23 protein-coding genes and 1 tRNA gene are annotated in these 23,581 nt (G+C 72.9%); 12 read left to right on the top strand and 12 right to left on the bottom strand.

The genetic code is table 11. The annotated features are described in order from the left end of the window. Positions 1-15: 15 nt before the first annotated feature. A tRNA-Arg gene (locus CP969_RS20755) sits at positions 16-93 on the top strand. A gap of 321 nt (positions 94-414) precedes the next feature. Here CP969_RS20755 and CP969_RS20750 read toward each other — a convergent pair. From CP969_RS20750 to CP969_RS20740, 3 genes are all read right to left on the bottom strand, one after another. Beyond that, on the bottom strand, positions 415-780 hold the full coding sequence (locus CP969_RS20750; RefSeq protein WP_016825353.1) for a hypothetical protein: 366 nt from the start codon (positions 778-780) through the stop codon (positions 415-417). Then, positions 761-1,258: a hypothetical protein gene (locus tag CP969_RS20745; protein ID WP_144055261.1), complete on the bottom strand. Its 498-nt coding sequence runs from the start codon at positions 1,256-1,258 to the stop codon at positions 761-763. Before CP969_RS20745 ends, CP969_RS20750 begins: the two co-directional genes overlap by 20 nt. Before the next feature lie 893 nt (positions 1,259-2,151). After that, entirely contained in the window at positions 2,152-2,784 is a 633-nt protein-coding gene (locus tag CP969_RS20740; RefSeq protein ID WP_004985541.1) for a sensor histidine kinase, read from the bottom strand. Positions 2,785-2,966: 182 nt separating this feature from the next. On the opposite strand from CP969_RS20740, the gene CP969_RS20735 reads away from it, so the two are divergent. The 6 genes from CP969_RS20735 to CP969_RS20710 all read left to right on the top strand — a co-directional run bounded on the left by CP969_RS20735 (position 2,967) and on the right by CP969_RS20710 (position 8,939). Next, a complete protein-coding gene (locus CP969_RS20735; RefSeq protein ID WP_004985542.1) occupies positions 2,967-3,575 on the top strand; it encodes a response regulator transcription factor in 609 nt (202 codons plus the stop codon). 135 nt (positions 3,576-3,710) lie between these two features. Continuing rightward, complete coding sequence (locus CP969_RS20730) at positions 3,711-5,447, top strand: nucleotidyl transferase family protein (protein ID WP_223887091.1); 1,737 nt, start codon at positions 3,711-3,713, stop codon at positions 5,445-5,447. Then, a complete protein-coding gene (locus CP969_RS20725) occupies positions 5,437-6,429 on the top strand; it encodes a GNAT family N-acetyltransferase (protein WP_016825356.1) in 993 nt (330 codons plus the stop codon). Before CP969_RS20730 ends, CP969_RS20725 begins: the two co-directional genes overlap by 11 nt. A 77-nt stretch (positions 6,430-6,506) precedes the next feature. Beyond that, positions 6,507-6,869, top strand: coding sequence for a YybH family protein (locus CP969_RS20720; RefSeq protein ID WP_004985546.1), 363 nt, complete (start codon positions 6,507-6,509; stop codon positions 6,867-6,869). Between the two features lies 1 nt (position 6,870). After that, entirely contained in the window at positions 6,871-7,602 is a 732-nt protein-coding gene (locus tag CP969_RS20715; protein ID WP_016825357.1) for a hypothetical protein, read from the top strand. 56 nt (positions 7,603-7,658) lie between these two features. Beyond that, on the top strand, positions 7,659-8,939 hold the full coding sequence (locus CP969_RS20710) for a phenylacetate--CoA ligase family protein (RefSeq protein WP_016825358.1): 1,281 nt from the start codon (positions 7,659-7,661) through the stop codon (positions 8,937-8,939). Between the two features lie 56 nt (positions 8,940-8,995). On the opposite strand, the gene CP969_RS20705 is transcribed toward CP969_RS20710, so the two are convergent. From CP969_RS20705 to CP969_RS20670, 8 genes are read right to left on the bottom strand one after another with little or no spacing between them, the layout of a single operon-like run. After that, a complete protein-coding gene (locus CP969_RS20705; RefSeq protein ID WP_016825359.1) occupies positions 8,996-10,057 on the bottom strand; it encodes an NAD-dependent epimerase/dehydratase family protein in 1,062 nt (353 codons plus the stop codon). Beyond that, positions 10,054-11,541 carry a cation:proton antiporter gene (locus CP969_RS20700; RefSeq protein ID WP_150474953.1) on the bottom strand — a complete coding sequence of 496 codons (1,488 nt, stop codon included), beginning with the start codon at positions 11,539-11,541 and terminating at the stop codon, positions 10,054-10,056. The genes CP969_RS20705 and CP969_RS20700 overlap by 4 nt, the downstream gene beginning before the upstream one ends. Further along, positions 11,538-12,848, bottom strand: coding sequence for a hypothetical protein (locus tag CP969_RS20695; RefSeq protein WP_150474952.1), 1,311 nt, complete (start codon positions 12,846-12,848; stop codon positions 11,538-11,540). The genes CP969_RS20700 and CP969_RS20695 overlap by 4 nt, the downstream gene beginning before the upstream one ends. Then, positions 12,845-14,152 carry a phenylacetate--CoA ligase family protein gene (locus CP969_RS20690; RefSeq protein ID WP_016825362.1) on the bottom strand — a complete coding sequence of 436 codons (1,308 nt, stop codon included), beginning with the start codon at positions 14,150-14,152 and terminating at the stop codon, positions 12,845-12,847. Before CP969_RS20690 ends, CP969_RS20695 begins: the two co-directional genes overlap by 4 nt. A 20-nt stretch (positions 14,153-14,172) precedes the next feature. Then, positions 14,173-14,841, bottom strand: coding sequence for a hypothetical protein (locus CP969_RS20685; protein WP_016825363.1), 669 nt, complete (start codon positions 14,839-14,841; stop codon positions 14,173-14,175). Next, complete coding sequence (locus CP969_RS20680) at positions 14,838-16,085, bottom strand: ATP-grasp domain-containing protein (protein WP_004985554.1); 1,248 nt, start codon at positions 16,083-16,085, stop codon at positions 14,838-14,840. Before CP969_RS20680 ends, CP969_RS20685 begins: the two co-directional genes overlap by 4 nt. Then, on the bottom strand, positions 16,082-17,071 hold the full coding sequence (locus CP969_RS20675; protein ID WP_223887090.1) for a glycosyltransferase family 2 protein: 990 nt from the start codon (positions 17,069-17,071) through the stop codon (positions 16,082-16,084). The genes CP969_RS20680 and CP969_RS20675 overlap by 4 nt, the downstream gene beginning before the upstream one ends. Positions 17,072-17,118: 47 nt before the next feature. Beyond that, positions 17,119-17,874: a HalD/BesD family halogenase gene (locus tag CP969_RS20670; protein WP_016825365.1), complete on the bottom strand. Its 756-nt coding sequence runs from the start codon at positions 17,872-17,874 to the stop codon at positions 17,119-17,121. 350 nt (positions 17,875-18,224) lie between these two features. Here CP969_RS20670 and CP969_RS20665 point away from each other — a divergent pair, with 350 nt between their 5' ends. Further along, positions 18,225-19,208, top strand: a complete 984-nt coding sequence (locus CP969_RS20665) for a UDP-glucuronic acid decarboxylase family protein (protein ID WP_026085016.1) — start codon at positions 18,225-18,227, stop codon at positions 19,206-19,208. 72 nt (positions 19,209-19,280) lie between these two features. On the opposite strand, the gene CP969_RS20660 is transcribed toward CP969_RS20665, so the two are convergent. Then, on the bottom strand, positions 19,281-20,267 hold the full coding sequence (locus tag CP969_RS20660; protein WP_016825367.1) for a helix-turn-helix domain-containing protein: 987 nt from the start codon (positions 20,265-20,267) through the stop codon (positions 19,281-19,283). Between the two features lie 161 nt (positions 20,268-20,428). Between CP969_RS20660 and CP969_RS20655 the strand changes: the two genes are divergently transcribed. The 4 genes from CP969_RS20655 to CP969_RS20645 all read left to right on the top strand — a co-directional run bounded on the left by CP969_RS20655 (position 20,429) and on the right by CP969_RS20645 (position 23,568). Further along, positions 20,429-20,725: a hypothetical protein gene (locus CP969_RS20655; protein ID WP_016825368.1), complete on the top strand. Its 297-nt coding sequence runs from the start codon at positions 20,429-20,431 to the stop codon at positions 20,723-20,725. A 243-nt stretch (positions 20,726-20,968) separates the two neighbouring features. After that, positions 20,969-21,151 carry a hypothetical protein gene (locus CP969_RS33910; protein ID WP_016825369.1) on the top strand — a complete coding sequence of 61 codons (183 nt, stop codon included), beginning with the start codon at positions 20,969-20,971 and terminating at the stop codon, positions 21,149-21,151. Continuing rightward, positions 21,148-23,055, top strand: a complete 1,908-nt coding sequence (locus CP969_RS20650) for an AfsR/SARP family transcriptional regulator (protein ID WP_016825370.1) — start codon at positions 21,148-21,150, stop codon at positions 23,053-23,055. Before CP969_RS33910 ends, CP969_RS20650 begins: the two co-directional genes overlap by 4 nt. Before the next feature lie 282 nt (positions 23,056-23,337). Then, positions 23,338-23,568: a hypothetical protein gene (locus CP969_RS20645; RefSeq protein WP_026085019.1), complete on the top strand. Its 231-nt coding sequence runs from the start codon at positions 23,338-23,340 to the stop codon at positions 23,566-23,568. Positions 23,569-23,581: the final 13 nt, after the last annotated feature.

Here is a 23,581-nt window from a genome sequence, read left to right as displayed (position 1 = left end):
TCCCCGGCCGGCGAAGCCGCAGCTCAGGCCCGAGATCGCCCAGCCTCTCTCCTAAAGCGGGTGTCGCAGGTTCGAACCCTGCCGGGGGCACCAGGCAAAAGGGCAGCTACTGAATTCAGTAGCTGCCCTTTGACATTAAGCCCCAGCTGCGCTCCACTCCGGCGGGCTGCGCCGACGCGCGCCCGTGTGTGGGCCGGGCCTGTGACCTGAGTCGAGATCCGCGGAGTGCGCCAACGCTCAGAGTATGCCTCCAGCGGGGGCGCTCAGGCTCCGAGATGCCGGGAGCGCCACTTGCGGGTGCGGCCGGAGTAGTGGCGTGCGCGGGGAGCCCCCATCCCGCCTGCCATCGACCCAGGCAGACGGGATGGGAGCTGGGGTGGGTGGTGGGTGAGGCTGAGTGGCTATCGGGCCCGTTCACAACCAGAGGATCAGGGCGACGATCACGACGAGAAGGAGAAATGGACTAGCAATCGCCTTACGGAGCTCTCGTTCGCCCTTTCCGGGAAACATGGGGTCATCACCCGCGTCTGTGAACTGGGTCGCCAAGTCTCCCTTCCCGGACAGGATGTCACTCGCATCCCGCACAAGCGCGGCAGCCGCCTTCGCGTCACCAGATTCCTTCAACATTTCATCGATCTTGGCCAGCATCTGAGGGGAGGCAACCGCCAGTTTTCGTACGTTTTGCTTGGTCACCTCGTCGATCGACTCATTGTTAATGATCGTCTGAAACACGCTGCCATTGTTAGTCTGAATATACTGATCAATTGCCGTCCCGGCCATGCTTCCCTCCTTCACAGGACGTATTGCTCACCAGCGAGGGCGCGCGGTCCAGGCTCAGGTGAAAGGATGAAGCGCACTCGCCTTCACTCTTGGACTGCCCAAGCGGACCAGCCAGTATGAGTGCGATCAAGACCGCAGCAACAGCCGAGACAGTAGCTACTCCGACACGCGCGAACGGGTTCAGCGCCTGACCGATCGTCTTGACCAAGGTGGGCCATCTGTGCGTGACCCACAGGACGAAGACCACACCGATAACGGCAAAGACAAGTAGTCGGTCTCGCACAAAAGCCCCGACGTACTCATCAGAGGATAGACGCACCAGACGCCCGATAAACCATTCGAGAGATGGCAACACATAGGGGAAGTACTCATTGATTGCCTCGATGCCAGCCAACGTGAAAAGAATGGCCAAAACGGCACCGAACGCGTAGTAAGCGATTCCGAGCCATCCCGCGTTATTAGTGGCCGGAAGCTTCACCGCTTGCCATCTCGGTAGTTGTTCTGCGACACGGTGCCATTGTTTGTCTCAATGAACTGCCCGTTGACGGTGATGCCGCCCGACCGTGCGCTACGAGGGGGGTGGGACACGGTGGTGCCATCGTCCGGCTGCGTGTTGCCGCCAGGAGACGAAGGGGCAGGGTCCTGGTTACCGCTGGATCGTGAGCGTGTCCACCGAGCAGTGATCAAAGCGCCGCCTAGTAGGCATACCCCGCCGATTAAGGCAGCAGCTATCTCGATCATGGAGTCCCCCCGGGGTCGGCATACGTCGACAGGATCCTACCCAACAACAGTAGTTGAGGACGCCCGAACTTCGGTCAACGAGGGCAGCCAGTAGCGACGCATAGCGACAGCCTCGTTCTCAGCAGCGTCAGCCAAGCTGTAGCGCAGTCGACGCACATGCAGTTGCGTGCCAGCGGGCTGTACGTGCCCCAGCCGTGCCCGATCGGGCGGGAAATCACGGGGAAAACCGGGCATTCACAGTAGCCAGACATGAGCACGGCCCCGACCAAATACCCAGGGTAGGGGTCGTTCTGACTGCTGATCAAGTGGAGGCGGTGGGTTTTTAACTCACGGTGACATCGCTGCCACGACGGTTTTCAAGATCGTCGGTTCCACGGCTGCACCACAACCGCACCAGATGGAGCGGGAACAGCGGGAATCACGGTGAAAGCAGCCGAGCCCGACAGGGCCACGCCCCGACGGTTCGCCCAGGTCAGAGCCCAGACCCGCCGCGAATGCTCGCAGCTTCCCAAGCTAAAAGCGCGAGTTCGATTCTCGTCACCAGTTCCACGAAGGTCCAAGCCAGAGCCCCGGGCCTTTCCGCTGTCCGGACCTTTTCGGGGCGGCGCGGCCTCCGGGCCGCCCCGCGGGTCACGGCAGGGGGAGGCGGGCCTCGAGGAGGTGGTGGGCGGGGGGGATCCGGGTGTGGCGCAGGCTGCCGCCCACCGCCGTGACGCGCTCGGTCAGGCTGCGCAGGCCCAGGCCGGCGGCGGCCGGCGGGGCGGTGCGGGGGACGCCGTCGTTGGTGACGGTCAGGCGCACCGCCCCGTTCCCGGTCTCGACCGCGAGGCGGCAGCGGCGGGCGCGGCTGTGCTTGAGGACGTTGGCGACGGCCTCCCGGACGGTGGTGGCGAGGACCGTCTGGAGCGGGGCGGGCAGCACCGCGCCCGGCAGCGTGACCTCGGTCTCGACGCCCGCCGACTCGAGCAGCTCCCGGTTCGAGGCGAGTTCCGTCTCCAGGGAGAGGCAGTGGTAGCCGTGGGCCACCCGCCGCGCCTCCTCGAGGATGTCGCGCAGTCCCGAGAGCGCCTGCGCCAACTGGTCGCGTGCGGTGTCCGGGCGGCCGTCCAGGTGACGGTGCGCCAGCTCGCACTGGAGGGTGATCGCCGACAGGCGCGGGCCGAGCAGATCGTGCAGGTCCTGGGCGAAACGCAGCCGCTCGCGTACGACGATGCGGCGCGGATCGGTCACGACGGTGGCCGTGGCCTCGGGTCCCCTGAGCATGACTCCCCCGTTCTGCCGCGTTCGCGTTTTGGCGCGTTCACGGCTGCTGCGGCTTACCCGGGGGAGCTTCGCCCGGCCCGCTATCACTGAGCTATACGGGCCCGGCAGGCCCGCCGACGTGGTGGTAGACAGGGCGCGGGGCCCGGGAAGAAGGGGGAGCCATGCGACGGGAGGGGGAATCCGTGCAGCGGATCGTGTTGGCCGAAGACATGCACATGATCCGGGTGGCGCTCGCCGCGCTGCTCGATCTGGAACCGGACATGGAGGTCGCGGCGCAGGTCGGCAGCGGGAGCGAGGTGCTGCCCGCGGTGCTCCGCACCGGGGCGGACACCGCGATCCTCGACATCGACATGCCGGGGATGGACGGGATCGCCGCCGCCGCGGTGCTGCGGGACCGGGCGCCCGGGTGCCGCACGCTGATCCTCACCGGCATGGCGCGGCCCGGCACGCTGCGGCGGGCCCTGGACGCGCAGGTGGCCGGATTCCTGCCGAAGGACGCCTCACCCGAGGAGCTGCTCGGCGGCGTGCGCCGGGTCGGCGCGGGCCGTCGGGTCATCGATCCCGAACTGGCCATGGCCGCTTGGGAGATCGGTGACAGCCCCCTCACCGAGCGGGAGGTCGAGGTGCTCGCCCGGGTGGCGGAGGGAGCCGACACCACCCAGATCGCCGCCACCACCAGCCTCTCCGTGGGCACGGTGCGCAACTACCTCACCACGATCGTGAACAAGCTCGGCGCCCGCAACCGCGTCGACGCGCTGCGCATCGCCCGGGACAACGGCTGGCTGGCCTGACCCCGGGCCGGGCGTACGGGCCCGGGCGCCGGGTCGGGCATACAGGCCCGGCCGCCGGGTCGGACGTATAGGCCCGGGTGCCGGACCAGGCCGGGCGTATAGGCCGTTTATCGGGGGCCGCGTTCTACTGGCGCCATGCCAAGGACACGACGGGTGCGGGGGCGGAACGCGGTCGCCGAGGGCGCGGCCCGCCGTCGCGACCTCCACGCGCAGGACCGTACCGCGCCGCACTGGGCGCTCGACTACGCGCGGCGGCTCGCCGACCGGCATCCGCCGCACCACCGCATCCTGATCCAGACCAGCATGTCGCCGACCGGCTACTTCCACGTCGGGAACTTCCGGGACACCGTCTGCGCCCACCTGGTGCACCGGGCGCTGGCCCGGATGGGCCGCCGGTCCGCGATCCTGCTCAGCTTCGACGACTACGACCCGGTGCGGGAGAGCCAGGCGGCCCGGGACCCGGAGCTGGCCGGTCAGGGCGGCCGGCCGCTCGCCGCGCACCGGGAGCGGGCCACCCGGATCTGCCGGGCCTACCTCGCCGAGCTGCGGGCGACGGGCATCCTGCCCGACGGGGCCGACGCGGACGGCCGGATGCCGCCGGGCGGCGCGTGGGAGACGCACTACCAGTACGAGCGCTACCGGGCCGGCGTCTACCGGGAGATCCAGCGCCGCTACCAGCGTGACGCGGGGCGGCTCGCCGAACTGCTCGGCAAGGCGGACGGCCGGGACCTGTTCGCGGTGTACTGCCTGCAGTGCGGCCGCGGCACCACCGAGATCCACCGGCTGGGCGCCGCGTCGGCGCACTACCACTGCCGGTCCTGCGGCGCACGGCTCACCGTGACCGAACCGGAGCACGTCAAACCGTCCTGGGCCCTGGACTGGACGCTGCGGGTCGCCCACGAGGGCATCGACTGCGAACCGGCCGGCCAGGACCACTGCAGCGCGGGCAGCACCATGGACCGCACCCGGCCGGTGTACGACGGGTACCTGGGCCTGGCGCAGCCGGTCATCGTCCCCTACGGCCTGGTGCGCGGCGAGCGCGGCACGGGCAAGATCTCCGGGTCGAGCGGCGACGGGCCGTACGTGCGCGACCTGCTCGCGGTCCATCCCGCGCCGATGGTCCTGTGGCTGTACGCGCGCCGCAACTGCCTGTCCGACCTGCGGATCGGGTTCGGCGCGGACGTGTTCTTCGGCGCGTACGACGCGTTCGACCGGTTCCTGCGGACGGTGCCCGGTGACGCGCGGGCCCGGGTGCTGTGGGAGCTGCTGAGCGACGAGGACCCGGCGCCGCGCGCCGCCCTGCCCCGGATGCGCTCCGTCGTCGGAGCGCTGTACGCCCACGGCGGCGACCCGGATGCGGCGCTGGCCCACCTGGCGCGCCGGCACGGCGACTGCGACCGGGAGTTGCTGGCCGAGCGGGTCGCCCACGCGGGTGCCTGGCTCGCCACGCACGGGGCCGGCCGCTACTGGGGGGAGGCCGGCCCGGCCGCGGCGCCGGGCCCCGCCGTGGACGTGCTCATCGAACAGCTGAGGACGCACACCGGTCCCGGCGCGCCCCGCGCGGACCGCACCGCCGCGGAGTTCCGGGAGATCTACCGGGCGCTGTTCGGCACGGAGCGCGGCCCCCGGCTCGACACGCTCGTCGACGCCCTCACCCCACGGGCCGTCGCCGACGCGCTGACCGCCTTCCGCGACCGGGGCGAACGACCGCTGTGGACGGGGCTGTTCGCGTCCGCCGGACCCCCCGCCCCGCACCAGCCCGCGTCCGTGTCCGCTTCCGTGACGCAGGAGGCCGTACCGCAGGAGGCCGTACCGCAGGAGGCCGTGCCACAGGAGGCCGTGCGACAGGAGGACGCGGTCCGTGCGAGTTGAGATCTTCACGCCCGACGGCGGGCCCGCGCCCGACGGCTGGGACGCCTTCGTCCACGCCGCCGGGGGCCCCGCGCCGTGGGACGGGGCGCTGCTCGAGGCGGCCGCGCTGGGCGGCCTGCGGCCCGTGTACGGCGGCCTGGTGCGGGACGCGGGCGAACCGGTGGCCGCGTTCTGCGGGCGGCTCGGGGTGCGGCCCGTGCTGCGGCGGTACCGGCCCGCGGGGCGGGCCCTGACGCCGGGCTGGTTCCAGGTCCACCTGCCGAACAGCTTCAGCGCGGGACGGCTGTACGCCCCCGGGCTCGCCCCCGGCGACCGGCGCGCCGCGACCCGTGCCTTCGAACGGGCCCTGCGCCGCCGGCTCGGGCCGCGCTGCCTGGGCGTGCTGCACCTGGACGCCGAGGCCCGGGAACTGGAGGTGCTCGGCGGTCCGCTGCGGCTCACCCGCCCCACCGCGCCCGTCATGGTCCTGCGCAACCGCTGGAAGTCGACGGACGCCTACCTCGCCGGGCTGCCGCGTGCCAGGCGCCGCCGCCTGACGGCGCTGCGGCAACGGATCGACGACGACGCCGGGCTGACGGTCGGGACCGGTCTCCCGGCGATCGACCCGGTACGGGCGGGGCGGCTCGACCAGCTGACCCGGATGAAGCACACCGGGCGACCGGCCGGCGTCGTGCCCCTGCTCCCGGTCTACTTCGAACGGCTCAACGCGCATCCGGGCGCCTTCTACGTCGCCCACCTGGACCGGGGTTCCGGCCTGCCCGTCTCCTTCGACCTGGTCCTCCGGACGCCGGGCGGCTGGGCGACGACGGTGACCGGCTCGGACGGCGCCCGGGACCTCTACTTCGACCTGTACCTCCGGGAGATCGACCGGATGATCGCCCTCCGGGTGCCCGCCCTCGAACTCGGCCCCGGCATGGCCCGGCTCAAGGAGTCGTTCGGCGCGGCCGCCGTCGCCCGGTACGCCGTGGCGGCCCCGTTCTGACCCGCACCACCGCTTCCTGCGCTCCGTACCCCGCACCCGCGGGACGTCCGGACAACCGACGAACGAGAAAGAGCACCATGGACTTCACCACCGCGCTGGACCGTCACCTCGCCGCGATCCGCGACCGCGACCTGGACGGCTACGTGCGCACCGTGCACCCCGACGCCACGCTCATCCTCCCCAACGGCAAGACGGTCACCGGGATCGACGAGGTCCGGTCCTTCCACGAGGGCTGGTTCCAGGACCCCGACTGGAGCATGACGACGGAGACCGTCCGCACCCTGGAGCTGGCGGACACCGCCGTCGCGGTCCTCGCGGTCGACTACCGGGACCTGGACGCGGAGGGCCGGCCGTACGCGCTGCGCCACCTGCTCAGCCTGGTCTTCGCCCGCAGCGGCGAGGAGTGGCTGCTCGTCCACGACCAGAACACCCCCTGCTGAGATGCGCGTCGCCCAGCCGTACGACCGCACCGTGCACCGCGCCCTGCGCACGGTGCCGCACTACCGCGAGCGGTACGCCGCCACCGGGACGCTGCCGCCGCTGACCCGCGACGAGGCGCGGCTGCGGCGGCACCTGCTGATGCCGCTCGACGCGGCGCTGCTGCCGCGCCGGGACCCCGGCCGCCCGCCCCGCGCACACGTCGCCGAGCTGCGCGAGGCGCTCCGGATCGCCGGGCACCCCGTCCGGGGCGTCGACGTGTACGAGGTGACGCGGGCGCTGCGCGACCCGGTGCGGGCGTACGGGACCACCTGGCGGGTGCTGCTGGACGCCACCGCCGAGACCGACGGCCGGCCGGGACCGCGGGCGCTGCCCGACGGGCCCGCGCTCGTGGTCGGCGACCCGGGGTGGGCGGACGGCCCGTGGCCGGACGGTGTGGTGGCCGTGGCACGGTTCGGCCTGGCGGCGGCCGGCGCCCGGCCGGTCCCGGGCTCCCTCTGGTACGAGCCGTGGCTCGGCTACCTGGGCGCGGTGGCCGTCGACTGCGGCGAGCTGCACCTCGACACGGCCCGGGTGCACGCCCGCACCCTGGACGGCAGGACCGTGCTCACCCTGCTGAAGCGCCGCCGCCCCACCTTCGTCCACGCCGAGCCGGAGGGCGGCGGGGCGTTCCGTCCGGAGCGCTGCCCCCGCCACGGCGGCCCCGTCCTGCGAACCGTCCGGAGGCCACGGTGACCCCGACGTCCTCGACGTCCTCGACGCCCTCGACGCCCTCGTCCCTCTCTCCCGTCATGCGCCTGGGCCCCGTGCTGCGCAGCCTGGTCCGCGCCCACCGCCTGGAGCGGGCCGACCCCGCCCGGCTCGCCGTCGAGCAGCGGCGGCTCCTGGTGCGCCTGGTACGGCACGCCCAGGCGCACGTGCCGCGCTACCGGGAGCTGATCGCACCGGGCACGGCGGCCGCCTTCCGGGGGCCCGAGGACCTGCCGGCCCTGCCGGTGCTCGACCGGACCGAGTTCCACGACAGCGCCCCCGAGCGGATGCTCGCCGAGGGGTTCACCACCCGGAACACCAAGGCGGGCACCACCAGCGGCTCGTCCGGCGTCCCGGTCACCATCCGCAACTCGGAGCGGGACCTGGGGTACCTGCGCGCCTCGTACCTGTACGACATGCTCGCGTCGGGGCTGCGGCCCTGGGACCGGATGGCGTACTTCCGGGTCACTCCGTTCCTGCGCCACCCGCTGGAGCGGTTCGGCCTGCTGCGCACCTTCCACATCGACACGAGCAGGACCCTGGACGAGCAGGTCGAGGCGTTCCTCGCGGCCCGCCCCACGTTCCTGGTGGGTTTCCCCAACGTGATCGCCTCCGTGGTCGAGGAGTTGGAGCGGCGGGGGAGGCGCCACCGGGGCGTGCACCACGTGCTGTTCGGCGGCGAGCGGCTCACGCCGACCGCGCGGGCCCGGGTGCTCGGCCACCTGGGCGCCCGGTTCCACGAGGTGTACGCCTCCGTCGAGGTGTTCACGGTGGCCCGCACCTGCCGCCGCGGCGCGCTGCACCTGCGCTCCGCCGACGTGGTGGTCGAGCTGGAGCAGGAGGACGGCACCGCCGTGCTCGCCGACGGCGGCCGCCGGGTGGAGGGCGAGATCCTGGTGACCCGGCTGCACAGCGAGGCGATGCCGTTGATCCGCTACCGGCTCGGCGACCGGGTGACGGTGGGTCCGGACACGTGCGGCTGCGGGCGCCGCACCCCGGTCGTCGAGCGGGTGCAGGGCCGCAGCCAGGACCGGTTCCGGGGCCGGGACGGCCGTGAGTTCTACGCCGACTTCCTCACGTACAAGGTGCAGGACTTCCCCGAGGTCGCCCGCATGCAACTGGTGCAGGAGCGACCCGCCCAGGTCACCGTCCACACGGTGCTCGCGCCGGGCTCGGACGCCTCGGTGACCGGGCGGATCCTGCGGGCGGTGCAGAGCGCGGTGCCCGACTTCGACGTGACGGTCCGCCGGGTCGAGGAGATCCCCCCGGAGTCCAACGGGAAGATCAAGATCGTGAAGGTGCTCGCCGGGGGGACCGGCTGACGCGGACCCCGGGGTGCGGCCGTGACGCGCGGTACGTCACGGCCGCACCGCCGCACTCATATGGTGCGCCGCTCCTCCAGGGCCGCCCGCCAGGACGGGGGCAGGTTGCGGACCACCTCGATGCCCGAGAACACCGACGGCTCCTGCGGGCCCACCTCCTTGACCCAGGCGGCCATGCGCCCGATGCCCTCCTCCAGCCCGACGGGCAGGTCGGGTGACCCGAACACCTTGTGGGCCTTCTCGTGCGTGGCGTACGCGTCGCGCACCTCGTTGCGCTCCGGGAGGTGGTTGACCCGCAGCTCCACCCCCATGGCCTCGCAGACCGCGGCGGCGATGCGGTTGACGCTGTAGACCTGGTCGCCGCCGATGTTGAAGATCTCGTTGTACGCCGCGGGCAGCTCCACCGAGCGGGCGATGGCCGGGGCCACGTCCCTGATGTAGCTGAAGGCCCGGGTCTGCTCGCCGTCGCCGAAGACCGTGAACTCCTCGCCGCGCAGCGCCTGGTTCATGAAGATGCCGATGACGTTGCGGTAGCGGTCGCCGATGTTCTGGTACTCGCCGTAGACGTTGTGCGGCCGGAAGATGACGTACGGGAGGCCGAACATCTCGTGGCTGACCCGCAGTTCCTGCTCCACGGAGAACTTCGCGATGCCGTACGGGTCCTCCGGCGCCGGCACCAGCTCCTCGCTCATCGGCAGCTGGTTGGCGCCGTAGACCGCGATGGACGAGGTGAACACGAAGCACTTCACGGTGCCCGCGTTGACGGCGGCGTTGATCAGGTTGACGCTGCCGACCACGTTGTTCATGTAGTTGAAGCGCTTGATGAAGTGGCTCAGGCCCTCGGCGGCGTACGCGGCGAGGTGGAAGACGTAGTCGATGCGGTGGGAGGCGAAGACGGCGTCGACGACCTCGGGGTCGCAGACGCTGCCGTGCCGGAACTCGGCGCCGTCCGGGACGTTGGCGCCGGTGCCGCCGCTGAGGTCGTCGAGGACGACCACGCGGTGGCCGCGGGCCAGGAGTTCGCGGGCCACGTGGGAGCCGATGAAGCCGGCCCCTCCGGTCACGAGCGAGACGGGGGAGGCGGGGAAGGCGGAGGGGGCGGGGGGCACGGTGTTCATGCGGAGTTCCTTTCCAGCCGCTCCCGCTGCGGGGAGCCGGCGAAGCGGAGGGGGGCGACGGGGGCGGCCGGGGGCCGCCGGGACAGCTTGAGGAGACCGAGCGCGGGGCCGGTCATCACCGTGGTCAGCAGGGCCATCACGACCAGGACGGTGAAGGCGTTCTGGTTGATGAGGCCCGCGTCGAGACCCGCGCGCAGCACGACGACCTCGGTGACGCCCCGCGCGTTGAGCAGGACGCCGAGGCCGAGCGACATCCGCCAGGACAGGCCGCAGGAGCGGGCGGTCAGGCCGGTGCCGACGAGCTTGCCGGCCACGGCCGTGACGACCGCGACGGCCCCGGCGACGAGCAGCGAGCCGTGCGCGGTCACCCGGGTGAGGTCGACCGTCATGCCGACGGAGACGAAGAACAGCGGCAGCAGCAGCCGCCGGTTGAGCGCGTCCAGGCGCAGCTGCACGGCGGTCAGCCCACTGCCGGAGCGGTGCGGCACGAGCAGGCCGGCGAGGAACGCCCCGAAGATCGAGTGGACGCCCATCAGGTCGGTGACCCGGGCGAGCGAGAAGGCGAGCAGCAGCAGGGCGAGCAGGCGGGCCGTGGGCGGCACCCGCACGCGGTCCGCCCAGCGGTCGGCGGCCCGCGCCAGCGGCCGGCCGAGGACCAGGACGGCCACCGCGAACCCCGCGGCGAGGAGCACGGTGCCGCCGGCGCCCCAGACGCTGCCCGCGCCGGCCACCGCCAGGGCCGTGGCCAGGGCGCACCAGGCGATCACGTCGCAGGCGGCCGCGCACGTCATGGCCATGGTGCCGAGCGGGTGCCGGGCCAGGCCCGACTCCTGCACGATCCGGGCGAGCACCGGGAAGGCGGTGATGCTCATCGCCGTGCCGAGGAAGATCGCGAACGGTACGAACCCGATCCCGTCGGCGGCGAACTCCCGGTACACCAGGCCCGCGGAGACCACCCCGAGGGCGAACGGGACGATCATGCTGCCCTGGCTGACCGCGCCCACCACCCGGCCGCTGCGGCGCAGCTGGGAGGCGTCGAACTCGGAGCCGACCGCGAACATGAACAGGATCAGGCCGGCCTGGGCGAGCAGGCCGAGCACGGGCTCCGCCGACGCGGGGTAGAACAGCTCGGTCGCACCGGGCCACAGCCCGGCCAGGAAGGACGGGCCGAGCAGCAGGCCGGTGGCGATCTCGCCGATGACCGGCGGCTGGCCGAGGCGGCGGGCGAGGAGACCGCCGCCGGCCGCGACCGCGGCGACCGCGGCGACGGCGGTCACCACCCTGAGGACGGTCTCCCCGGCGTGCGCGGCGGCGACCGGCGGGGCGCCGCCGCGCGCCGCCTGGTCCGCCACCGGGTCGGGGGCCCCGAGGCCGAGTCCGAGCACGGCGAGGAGGACGCCCAGGGCGGCGGCCGAGATCAGCAGCGGGTAGACGACGCCGCGCCAGGCGGGGGGTTCGGGGCGGCGGTTCGGGGCGTCGTTCATCGGGGGACTCCCAGGTCGGTGGGGGCCGCGGCGACCGCGGCGGGCACGGGCGGACGCCGGCTGCGCGAGGACGGGCCGAGCAGCAGCCACGCGGCCAGGGCGTGGGCCGCCTCGCCCGCCGCGAGCGCGCCGACCGCGCCGAGCGCGCCGAGCACGGGCACCAGGAGCGTCCCGAGCAGCACCGCGCAGACCAGGCCCGCGGCGGAGGCGGCGGCGGTGGCCCGCAGGGTGCGCGCGCCGGCGTTCTCGAGCAGGTAGTTGAGGCTCCCCATCGCGAAGACCAGGGGGATGCACAGGACGTACAGGAGCAGCACCACGACGGGGGGCGGCAGGAGGCCGGAGTCCTGGACGAACCGGGCGAGCAGCAGGGCGGCGGCGGTCCACGCGGCACCCGCCGCCGCCAGCGGGAGCAGCCGGCGCACCACCCGGCGGTCGAGCTCCGCGGCGTCCAGCGACCGCAGGGTCAGCGACACGTGCGGCTGGAACAGCCGCAGGAGGTAGCCGAAGCCGTTGAGCAGCACCGAGGAGGCGAGCACCATCAGGTAGAGGTGGCCGGTCTGTTCGTGGTGCCGGGAGGCCCCGAGCAGGGCGAAGAGGATGCTGACCGTGCCGGCCGCCGCCACGTCGCCGCAGGCCATCAGCGCCGAGGTGGACACCGCCGGCCCGGCCGCGCCCCGGCGTACCGGGCGGGCGGCGGACCGCAGGAGGGCCGGGACGTGGGCCAGGTTGAGCAGGGCGGTGCCGCCGAGGATCCAGCCGGTGAACCCCTCGGGGCCCCAGCCGAGCAGGGTCGCCCCGCCGGTTCCGGTCACCACGAGCAACGACAGGGCGGTGAAGTTGGCGATGTCGGCGCGGTCCCGGCCGAGCGCCCTGCACAGCCCGACCAGGACGGTGTTCAGGCCGAGCAGCGCCATGTACAGACCGGCCAGCAACGCCACGGCACCGCCCCGCGGGGGGTGCAGCAGCGCCGTGCCGGCCAGCCAGAGCACGACGGCCGCGGTGAGCACGCCCGCGCAGCACAGGAACACGGTGATCAGCTGGGGTCCGGTGCGGCGGGCCCGGGGCACCAGCTTGAGCGCGGACTTCTCGATGCCGAGCGAGGTGACGGTGGTGAGCACCTGGGCCGTGCCCATGGCCGCGGCGTACCGCTCGTACGGTCCCTGCCCCCAGCTCGCCAGGAGCGCGGTGTTGGCGCCGAGCAGCGTGAGCCGGAAGGCGGTGCGCCCGGCGAGGAGCGAGGCGAGGCGGCGGGGGCCGGGACGCCAGGACCTCTGCGCCCCGGCGTCCGCGCCCGGCGCCGTTCTCACGCCGGCCCCGTCGGCCCGGGCCGCGCCGCCGCCATCTCGGAGGTGACGAAACGGCCCTTGCCGCCCGCGGTGATCTCCACCCGGTCCACCCGGACGACCTCGAGCGGGAAGGCGCAGCCGGCCACGGTGTGCAGCCGCTCCCGCACCCCCTCGGCCACCGCGGCCCACCCGTCCCGGTCCAGGGGCCCGGACGGGACCACGTCGAGGCGCACCGCTCCCGTGCGGTCCTGGTGCACGCCGCACTCGGCGATGCCCGGGAAGGTCGCCGCCAGGTGCAGGAAGGTGTCCGGGTAGAGCTGGCGTCCGGTCGGCAGCAGCACCGAGTCGTTGACCCGGCCCACCGTCAGCCGCAGCGTGCGGAAGCGCCGCCCGCACGGGCACGGCCGGGTCTCGATCCGGCCGACGTCGCCCAGGTCGTACCGGATCAGGGGCATCGCGCGTTCCATGAACGCGGTCGCCACCACCCGGCCCTCGGCGCCGTCCGGCAGCGGCCGTCCGTCCGCGTCGAGGATCTCCACGAGGAGCCGGTCCTCGGCGAGGTGGGCCCGCCCGTGCCGGCACTCGTACGCGATGTTGAGCACTTCGAAGGCCGAGTACTCGTCGTGCACCGGGGCACCGAACTCCCTTTCGAACAGGGTTCGGTGGGCGTCGACGAGGAGCTCGGACTCGGTCATGACCAGGCGCAGGGTGCGGCGCAGCGTCGCCAGCTCGGCCGGGGTCAGCGCGCGCAGCAGGGCGCGCAGGTGGACCGGGTAGCCGATGAGCACCTGGGGGCGTGCGGCGAGGAGTTCGGCCTTGATGTCGTCCATCGGCCGGTCGGTGAGCAGCACGTGGCGGCGGAAGAGGCCGAACCTCTCGAAGCCCCGCGAGGGCGGCGCGAAGGGCCTGATGTGGGAGAGCCGGTGGGTGGGCAGGTAGCGCCCGGTCGCCAGGAACCGGCGGACGCAGGCGGCCATGTGGTAGTCGTGGCTGTTGCGGTCGTGGACGACCGTCACCCGGCGGCCGGTGGAGCCGCTGGTGCGGAAGGTGGGCAGCCGGGCGGGGTCGGCCCCGTCGGCGAGGAGTTCCTCCAGGGGGCGGCTGCGCAGCACCTCCTTGCTCAGGACCGGGAGCTTCGCTACCTCGGCGAGGGAGCGCAGCGGGCCGGTCCGGTAGGCGGGGTCGTCGCGGTAGTACGGCACCTCGGTCCTGGCGTGCGCCAGCATCCTGTTGAGCTGGACGAGCTGGCGCCGGCGCAGGGCGCCGCGGGTGCCGTACTGACGGGCGCAGGAGACGGGGACGTACAACGCCTCTCGGAGGAACATCTCGTTCGGTCCTTCGCCGGTCAGCCTGCGGTGGAGGCCTGGACGGGGGTGCGGCGGAACACCCGGGCGAGGGGGGCGAACCAGCGCTGGGGGGCGAACAGGACGAGCAGCGCCAGCACGACGTGCACGGCGATGAAGGCGAACGCCTCGTACTTGCTCGCCGGGTGGCCGAGGCGGACCGTCATGTGCGAGGCCCAGGTCCACACCTCGGGGATGGTCTGCCACGCCGGGTCGGTGTGCTCGTTCACGGTGAGGAAGGCCAGGTCCTCGAGACCGGACAGCATCAGCAGGATCATCGCGTAGGAGAGCCGGCGCACCAGGTGGGCGGCGCCGCCGCCGATGCGGAAGGAGAGGACGAAGCTGAGGATGACGAACGGGGTCAGCGTGAGGACGTAGTAGTAGAGCTCGGGGTGGTTCTCGGCGACGAAGAAGATCTTCGGCACGAAGTAGAGGAAGTAGACGAGGAAGCAGACCGGGATCACCAGCTGGAGGCGGATCCGCTGGGCCCAGACCGGGTCGAGCCGGGCGATCGCCTCGGTGGCGAGCACGAAGGGCACCAGCTTGAACAGCAGGATGCCCAGGCTCTTGACCTCGCGGTCGTGGGGCATGGCGAACCAGACGATGCCGGCGAAGACCGCGGCGAGCGCGGCGAGGACCAGGAAGGGCGCGTTGCGCCGTACGGTGTTCAACGAACTTTCTCCGTAAGGGGTTCGGGGCGGCGGGCCGGGACGGGGGCGGCGGGCTCCACGCCGAAGCGCAGCAGGGCCCGGGCCTGTTCCTGTGCCGCCCGGAGCTCGGCGTAGCCGTCCGCGACGAGCAGGAGGTAGCCGAGCTTGCGGCCGGCCTGGGTGTAGCGGCGGACCTGGCTGCCGGGGCCCGCGAAGAGCCTCAGCTCGGCGGTCTGGGGCAGGGCCCGGACCGCGTCCTCGCCCTCGACGGTGCGCAGGACGCCGTCGGTGTCGGTGGTCAGGATCTGCAGGGCGGTCTTCTTGTCGTGGCGGGGCGCCAGGTCGAAGTCCTGGCCGAGCGCCAGGCGCAGGGCCGCCTCGTACGTGTTGATGCCGTAGGCGTGCCGGACGAGCAGCGGCATGCCGTTGCCGCCGAGCCGGGCGCCCATCTCGATGAAGCGGATCTCCTCGGTGCGGTCGACCACGAAGTCGAAGTTGACCGGGCCGTCGGTGTGGCCGAGCGCGACGCAGATGTCCATGATCATGGAGCGCAGCCGGATCTCGGTGGCGGGCGTGAGCTCGGCGGGCACCGTGTGCGCGGTGGTGATCATGTGGGGTGCGCCGGTGGTGGCGCGCTCGGTGACCGCGATGGTCGCGAGCTTCGCGTCGCGCAGGAACGCCTCGGCGGACAGGTGCTGGCCCAGCAGCATCTCCTCGACGATCACTTCGCCGGAGAAGGAGTACGCCCGTGCCTCGGCCAGCGCCGCGGGCAGCGCCGCCGGGTCGGCGACGACCCGCACGCCCTTGCTGCCGGAGGAGTCGTTCGGCTTCACGATGACGGGCAACGGCAGCGTGGCCGCGGCCAGACGCAGCTCGTCCGGGTCCTTGGACCGCAGGTGGCCGTAGCCGGGCAGCCCGATGCGTTCCAGGACGGTGTGGAAGTAGCCCTTGTCCACGGAGGCCCGCACCGCGTCCGGGGCCGGCTGGTGCGGGGTGCCGAGGATCCGGCTGAGCTCGGCCACCGACTCCTGCGCGGCGTCGCTGGCCGGTGAGATCACCGCGGCGACGTCGAGGTGGCCGACCGCGGCGGCGATCCGCTCGGGGGCCCGGGTGGTCATGCACAGGAAGTGGTCGGCGGCCGCCGCGCCCAGCGCCTGCGGCCGCTGGTCGACGCCGATGACCCCGTAACCGAGGCGGCGGGCCTCGTGGTAGGCGGGGAGCTGGTCCTCGCCCCCGCCGAGGACGAGGATGTGGGGCTTGGTCATGGCAGGTTCCCTGTCTGCGGCAGTGGCGCGGGCGCGGCCCGGCCGGTGGGTGCGTGGCGGTGGGCGTAGAGGTCGTCCCGCGGCCGCACGGGCACGTTGGCCTCCCGGATCTGGTAGCGGGGCAGGCCCTCGCCGCCGCGCATGATGCGCACCAGGTAGCGGGCCAGCAGCGCGAGCGCGCCCAGGCCGAAGGCGTGCAGCAGGACGGACGCCGTGGCGAGCAGCCGGACGTCGCCCCGGAGCAGCGTCAGCGCCCCGGCCCCCACCGCGGCGGCGGCCGCCGCGAGGTAGATGAGGGCGAGCGGCCGGTAGGAGAAGCCGACGAAGAGGTCGGCGGCGTGCCGGAACAGCTTGCCGAGCGACCACTTGGCCCGTCCGGCCACCCGGGCCGCGTGCGCGGTCTCCACCGTGGTGTAGCGGGCGCCGATCAGCGGCAGGGTGGCGAGGAAGTACGGGGTGCTGACCTCGCAGTCGGCGACCTTGTGGGCCACCACGGTGCGCACCACGCGGAACACCGAGGCGCGCACGGGCAGTTCGATGCCCAGGACGCGGGTGGCGACGGCCTGGTGGCCGATGGTCCCGAGGCGGCGGTACCAGGGGTCCTGCCGGCCGGCGCGGACCGCGAAGACCGCGTCGTAGCCGCCCTCCACGGCCCGCCGCGCCAGCTTGTGGAGTTCGGCGGGCGGGGACTGCAGGTCGGCGTCGAGCTGGACGGTCCACTCCTTCGACGCGTACGCGAATCCCGCGGTGAAGGCGGATTCGAGGCCGAAGTTCCGAGCGAAGGAGAGGTACCGGACGCGTGGATCCTCGCGGGCGATCCGCTTGATGATGTCGAGCGTCCCGTCGGTGCTTCCGTCGTCGACGAAGAGGATCTCGGAATCCTCGTACCTGTATATCTCCCTGCTGATTTCCAGGTATGCCCGCTCGATGCATTCCTCCTCGTTGTAACAGGGCACCATCGCGGTGATGGAAAGAACGGCAGGCATCCCGGTCATCCTCTGCTGCTCCCCGCTCGTCGTCCGTCCCCTCCGAATCAGTCGAACATCGCGTTCATCGTCTCGTGGGTGGTCGCCTTCTGGCTGTCCGCGCGGCTCGCCCAGCAGGTGTTGAGGATGATGCGGGTCTTGTCGGCGTTCAGCGGGACCGTGCGGTGCAGCGTGGTGTCCGAGCGCAGGAAGTACAGGTCGCCCCGGGCGTGGCCGTAGGAGCGGATCGGGTGCTGCTGCAGGTACTCCTCGACGCGCGGGTCGTCCTTGTTCCAGTCGGTGTGCGGAACGCACTGGAGCATGCCGCCGTACTCCAGGGCGGGCGCCTCGATCAGCCAGATGACCGTGAAGCTGAAGTCGCCCCAGTGCCAGCCGTGGGTGTCGCCCTTCTGGTGCTGGCGGGTGATGATGTACTTCTCCTCGTCCCACGGGCAGTCCACGACCTCCTCCTTCGCGAGGCGGGAGAGGAAGCCCTTGAGCGCCGGCGACTCGTAGACGGCCGGGATCAGCGAGCCGTCGGCGGCGATCGCCTTCTGGCCGACGGTGGACATGAAGCGCGGCGAGTCGCCGGTCTCCTTGAGACGGATGTCGATGCGCTTCTGGTGCGTGTCGAGCAGCCGGTGGGTCTCGGCGGCGACCGCCTCGAAGACCTCCTCGGAGACCAGGCCGGGCAGCTTGACGTACCCCTCGCGGCGGAAGTGCTGGGAGAGCTTGAGGACCTCGTGGTCGTCGTCGAACCGCTCCGTGAGGTTCTTGGCGATGAGCTCTTCGACGTTCTCTGCGGTGATCGCGTTCTGCGTCATGCGGGCTGCTCCTCGTGTGGCGTGCGGCCGGATCCCCATACACCGGTCCGGTGACCCGGATTCTTTTCTACCGCTTTCGATGCACCGATTCTGCGGCGCGGGCCGGCGCATTCGGTAGTGCCTGCCTCACCGATTTCGCGTGAAGAAACCAGCCCGGAACCCGGCATGAGTTCTTCACCCCGGCATGAGAACCTCACACCGCCGTCGGACGTGAAGAACACAGCGTTGCACCAGAATTCCCTGTGCGGTCAAATACCGGGACGCCCGGGGGCCTTCACCGAATTCCCCCGCGGGTATCACGGGCATGCCCTGCACACGGATATTCCGCAGGGATTCAGGGAGGGATTGGAATGACCAGGACAGCGGTGGTGGCCGGTGGCGCGGGCTTCGTCGGCTCACATCTGTGCGAGCGGCTGCTCACGAACGGCTGGCGGGTCGTCTGCGTCGACAACTTCGTCACCGGGAGCGCCCGGAACGTGGCCCACCTCGCCGGCGAGAGCCGGTTCCGGCTGATCGAGGCCGACGTCTGCGAGGGGCCGCCGCCGATCACGGGGAGGGTCGACGCCGTACTCAACCTGGCGTCGCCCGCCTCACCGGTCGACTACCTCGAACTGCCCCTGGAGACCCTGCGCGTGGGCTCCGAGGGCACCCGGCACCTGCTGGACCTCGCCCGCGCCGAGGGCGCCAGGTTCGTGCTCGCCTCCACGTCGGAGACGTACGGCGACCCGCTGGTGCACCCCCAGCCGGAGAGCTACTGGGGCAACGTCAACCCGGTCGGCCCGCGCTCGGTGTACGACGAGGCCAAGCGGTACGCCGAGGCCCTCACCATGGCGTACCGCAGGACCTTCGGCGTCGACACCGGCATCGTGCGGATCTTCAACACCTACGGCCCCCGGATGCGCGCCCACGACGGCCGCGCCGTGCCCACCTTCATCCGGCAGGCGCTCGCCCACGAGCCGATCACCGTGGCCGGCGACGGCTCGCAGACGCGCTCGCTCTGTTACGTGTCCGATCTGGTCGACGGCCTGGTGCGGATGACCGACGCGCGGCTCGCGGGGCCGCTCAACCTCGGCGACCAGGAGGAGATCCCGGTCCTCCGGCTCGCCGAGTGGATCCGCGATCTGACGGCGTCCACCTCCGGCATCGTCCACGTGCCCCGGCCGGTCGACGACCCCTCCGTCCGGCGGCCCGACATCACGCGGGCACGCGAAGAGCTGGGCTGGAGCCCGGAGTTCAGCACCGAGCGCGGTCTGATCGAGACGATCGACTGGTTCCGGGGACAGGCCGGGGCCGACCGGGAGGCCCTGCAGATGGCCGGTGCAGAGGAAAAGTAGGAACTGCTGACACCATGGGCGCGCGGCCGCACGAGGAGAACGGGACGGTGACCGGGCATGCCGGACGGGAGATCAGCGCTGCACCCAGCCCCTGCTGTGCGCGAGCACACCCGCCTCGAACCGGCTGCGCGCGCCCAGACGGTGCATCAGGTCGGCGGTGATGCGCCGGACGGTGCGCACCGACACGCCCAGTTGGCGGGCCATCGCGTCGTCCGTCATCCCCTCCGCGAGCAGTTCGAGCACGGCCTGCTCCGGCGGCGACGGCCGGTCGTCGCCGGTCCGGGTCGCGACGGCCTCGCCCAGCGGGCACGACTGCTGCCAGGTCTGGTCGAAGAGGGTCATCAGGGCGGCGACCGCACCGGTGCCGTGCAGCACCAGGGCGCCCAGGTCGGCGGCGGCCGGATCCGTCGGCAGGATCGCCGTGACGCGGTCGTAGACCAGCATCCGCGACGGCAGCCGGGGCGCGGTGCGCACCTGGCCGCCGCGTTCGGTGAGCCACTCCGCGTACGCCCGGGTGGCCGGGCAGTTGCGGGCACTGTCCAGGAAGACGTACCGCAGCCGCACGCCCCGGTCGGTGGCGGCCCGGTCCAGCGGCCGGGCCGCCTCCAGGTGCCGTTCGCTCTGCCCGCCGCCGGGGACGAACGCCGCGATCTCGGTGGTGCAGGTGTCGGCGAGGTGCTCGATCCTCGACTGGATCTGGTCCATGCTCCGGAGCTTGTCCACCTCGGTGGCCCGGCCGCTGGCGGCGCGGATGTCGGCGACCATCCGGGTCACCGCGAGGCGGCTCGCCCTGATCTGCCGCTGGCGCTCCAGGACTTCGGCCTCCTGGTCGATGAGCAGCGACGTCAGGCCGACCTCCGGGTCGACGGCCCGGCCGGGACCGCCGTCCGGCGACGGCCGCACCAGCGAGAGGGCGGCCAGCCGGTCGAGCGCCGCGCAGGTGCGCTCCTCGCTCCAGCCCAGCGCCTCGCGGAGACCGGCCACGCCGCCCGCCCCCTCCGCGAGCATGGTCCGGTACACGGCCTCCTCGTCAGGGCCGAGGCCCAGTTCCCCAAGCATGCTTCCCTCCCCCAAGGGTGGCGGCCCGGGCGACCGCCCACGGCTCCGGCGTTTTCAGGCCAGAGTGCCGCTGTGGAGCCACACTCTATGCGATGGCCGGAAATCTGTGCTGTTTTCAGAGAGACCAGGAAAATCTTTGTGGGGCGAACGTTGTGTATCTAGTGAACGTCCGGCTCGATCTCGCCGACGGCGCCCCCTCGCCCTCGCTCCCGGAGACCCGCGCCCTGCTGTGGGCGGCCGTCCGCCCGGGCGACGGCGTGGAACACATCTACGCCCAGCCGTGCGGCCGGTCCGTGGAAGCGGTGCTCTTCGTCGAACGGCCCACCCTGGCCGAGGCGGAGCGGTGCTGTGACACGGTCCTCGACCGCTGCGCGGCCGGCGGACCCCGGTTCAGCAGGCACTCCTCCGTGCCGCTGCCCCTCCTCGTCGAGCTGCTCGGCGAGCAGAGCGAGCGCTGAGGACCGCGGGCCACCGCGGTTTCCGGCGCGTCCGCCCCACCCCGGCCGCCTTGTCAGGGTCCTGCCATTGCAGCTCCCTGACACGGGTAACCCCTGTCCCCGGCCGACGGCGACGATCACAGTGGTGTCACCGGAAGGGGCACCGCGCTCACGGCGCGGACCACCCCGGAAGGGTCCGGCCGAAGCGCGTCCGCGTGCCCATCCGGCCGGAACCAGACGACCGTTTTGTCCACAGGGGTACCGATGAAACTCTCGTTCCGCATCCTCACCACGTCCACCGTCGCCCTCACCGCCGCGTTCGCCGCGGCCGTCACCGTCGCGGGCGCCACCGGGGGACCGGCGTCCGACCGGTACGTGACCGCGGTCGGCGCCCCGCAGGGCGCCCCCCTCACGGCCGCCAAGCCGGTCAACATCTGGGGCCCGTGAGCACCGTGGCCGCGGAGGACAGCCTGACCCTGAACCTGCTGGGGCCGATCGAGGCCCACCGCGGCGGCGAACCGGTCGACCTGCGCGGGGCCAAGCCCCGGACCGTACTGGCCGCCCTGCTGCTCGCCCGGGGCCGGGTCGTGCCCGACACCGAACTCACCGCACTGCTGTGGGGCGAGTCGCCGCCCGCCACCTGCTCGGCCCAGATCCACACCTACGCCTCCCGGGTGCGCCGGCTGCTCGGCCCCGCCGTCGCGGTGGAGCGCCGCCGCCCCGGTTACCTGCTCCGGCTGCCGGAACACGGCGTCGGGGTCGACCTCCTGGAGTTCCGGCGGTACGCGGCGCGCGGCGCCGGAGCGCTCGCCGGCGGCACTCCCGGCACAGCTGCCCGGATGCTGCGCCGGGCGCTCGGCGTCTGGCGCGGCACGGCCCTCGGCGGGGTCTGCGACCCGCTCGCCGACCTGGAACGCGACCGGCTCGAGGAGGAGCGGCTCACCGTCCTGGAGCAGCGCCTGAGCGCCGACCTGGAACTCGGGCGGCACGCCGAGGTCATCCCCGAACTCATCGCGCTGATCGCGGCCAACCCGCTGCGCGAGGGGCTGCGCGGCCAGCTGATGACCGCCCTGTACCGCTCCGGGCGGCAGGCCGACGCGCTCGCCGCCTACCGGGCCGCGCGCGCCACGCTCGCCGAGGAGCTGGGCCTGGAACCCTGCGCGGAACTCCAGCGGCTGCACCAGGCGCTGCTCACCGGGCACCCGTCGCTGCTGCCGCGCACCACGGCCCGGGCCGCGGCGGCCGCCGGTGCGGCCGCGGACCGGCCCGGGCCGCCCGCGCCCGCCGAACTCCCGCCCGTACCGCCCGACTTCACCGGGCGCGAACAGGAGGCGGCGCGGCTGGCCGAGGCACTCACCGGGGAACGTCCGGGCCCGGCCGTCCAGGCGGTGACCGGCATGCCCGGCGTCGGCAAGACGGCGCTCGCCCTCGTGACCGCGCACCGCGTCGCGGACCACTACCCGGACGGGCAGATCCACCTCGACCTGCGCGGCTCGGGCCCCGACCCGCTGGACCCGGTGGACGCGCTCGGCGAGCTGCTGCGCCTGCTCGGCGTTCCGGCCGGACGGACCCCCGGCACGCTCGACGAACGGGTCCGCGCCTACCGGACCCGGACCGCGGGCCGCCGGCTGCTGCTCGTCCTCGACGACGCGGCCGGGGAGCGGCAGGTCCGTCCGCTGCTGCCCGCGACCGGCGGCTGCGCGACCCTGGTCACCAGCCGCTCGGGCCTGCACGCCCTCGACGGACCGGGGCGCACCCCGCTCGGGCCGTTGCCCGCGGCGGACGCGCGCGCCCTCTTCGAGAAGCTGGCGGGAGGCTCCCGCGCCTCGGCCGAGCCGGGCGCCGCGGCCGGCATCGTCCGGACCTGCGCCGGGCTCCCTCTCGCCCTGCGCATCGCCGGCGGCCGGGCCGCGTCCCGGCCGCACTGGCCGCTGGCCCGGCTCGCGGACCGGTTGGCCGAGCCCCGGCGCACCCTGGCCGAACTCACCCTGTCCGACCTGTCCCTGGCCGACCGCCTGTGGACGGGGTACCGCAGGCTGGACCCGCAGAGCCGGCGCGTCCTGCGGTTCCATTCGGCCCTCGGCCCGCACCCGCTGCTGCCGCACGCCGCCGCGGGGGCACTCGGAACCGCTCCCGACCGGGCGGAGGAACTGCTCGCGGGACTCGCCGAGGCCCACTGGTGCGAGGTGGTCCGGTGGCGCGGCGGGTACGGCTACCGGCTGCACCCACTGGTGCGCCTCTTCGCCCGCGCCCGCCTCGCCGAAGAGGAGGGAACGGTCCCACTCCCCCTCCCGGTGCACCACCCGTCGGCACCGGCCGTCCCGGACGGGACGGTCCGCCACACCGGCTAGAGTCCGCGCGCACCGCTGCCCGCCCGCCGTCGGTCGTGCACCGGGGCTGCCCCGCGGCGCCGGTGGACCGACGGGTGCGCACAGGCGGTCGCCCCGTGGCGCCAATGCATCGCCGGTTGCCTGAAGGCGGTTGCCCCACGGCCCTTGTTCACCGACGGTTGCGCAAGGGCGGTCGCCCCGCGGCGCCGGTGCACCGACTGTTGTGCACCGACTGTCGCGCACCGACGTCCACGCACCGACACAGCACCCGCACGACACGACAGACACGAGGTGGAGCCGGTCATGCCCGCACCGTTCGGATTCAGCTACGAGACGCGTGCCGACGGCACCGTCGTCATCACCCACCGGGGCCGCAGGGCCACCACACTGCGCGGCCAGCGCGCCGTCCGCTTCACCGAGGAGGTGGAGACCGGCGACGCGCAGGAGGTGATGGCACGCTGGACCGGCTCCTACAAGTTCGGCAACGAGCGCACGGCCCGCAACCACCCCAGAAACCAGGGACGCCGGAACTAGGGCGTCACGACGG

Source organism: Streptomyces viridosporus T7A (assembly GCF_008704515.1).
Classification (GTDB): Bacteria; Actinomycetota; Actinomycetes; order Streptomycetales; family Streptomycetaceae; genus Streptomyces; species Streptomyces viridosporus.
Note: the sequence above shows the minus strand (reverse complement) of the source record. Positions and strands in the feature narration are given on the sequence as shown.